This is a genomic window from Cupriavidus sp. 22TCCZM01-5 (assembly GCF_057798915.1).
The window spans coordinates 1-968 of the sequence record NZ_JBYOJR010000091.1 but is presented as its reverse complement, the minus strand read 5'-3'; the positions used below and the strand labels follow the sequence as shown (position 1 = coordinate 968).

General features: G+C 64.0%; 1 protein-coding gene. It reads right to left on the bottom strand.

Annotated features, from left to right (window positions below):
* Positions 1 to 968, bottom strand: a 968-nt coding sequence (locus tag AC3FNH_RS32550) for a bifunctional UDP-4-keto-pentose/UDP-xylose synthase (protein WP_488723009.1), incomplete at both ends; no start/stop codon positions are given.

Genomic DNA, 968 nt, shown 5'->3' with positions numbered 1-968 from the left:
CGCAGCGCCTGCTCCATCGTCACCTCGGGCTTCCAGCCCAGTTCCTGCATGGTGTTGTCGATCTTCGGCACGCGGTGCTGCACGTCCTGGTAGCCCTTGCCGTAGAAGTCGCCCGACGAGGTCTCGACGATCTGCGTCTTGCGCGCCTCTTCGGCGTACTCGGGGTAGTCGGCGGCCATCTTCAGCATCATCTCGGCCAGCTCGCGCACCGAGTGGATGTTGGACGGGTTGCCGATGTTGAAGATCTTGCCGGTGGCCACGCCGTTGGGGTTCTCGATGATGCGCATCAGCGCCGAGATGCCGTCCGAGATATCGGCGAACGCGCGCTTCTGCGCCCCGCCGTCGACCAGCTTGATCGGCTCGCCGCGCACGATATGGCCCAGGAACTGCGTGACCACGCGCGAGGAGCCTTCCTTCGATTCGAAGATCGAGTCGAGCCCGGCGCCGATCCAGTTGAACGGGCGGAACAGCGTGTAGTTCAGGCCCTGTTCCATGCCGTAGGCGTGGATGACGCGGTCCATGAGCTGCTTGGAGCAGGCATAGATCCAGCGCGGCTTGTTGATCGGGCCGTAGATCAGCGGCGAGGACTCGGGGTCGAACTCATCGTCGGCGCACATGCCGTAGACCTCGGAGGTCGACGGGAACACCAGGTGCTTGCCGTACTTGACCGCGGCGCGCACGATCGGCAGGTTGGCTTCGAAGTCGAGCTCGAACACGCGCAGCGGCTGGCGCACGTAGGTGGCCGGGGTGGCGATGGCCACCAGCGGCAGGACCACGTCGCATTTGCGGATGTTGTACTCGATCCACTCCTTGTTGATGGTGATGTCACCCTCGAAGAAGTGCATGCGCGGATGGTTGACCAGGTCACCGAGGCGGTCGGACGACATGTCCATGCCGTAGACCTCCCACGGCGTGGTTTCCAGGATGCGGCGCGTCAGGTGGTGGCCGATGAAGCCGTTGACGCCAAG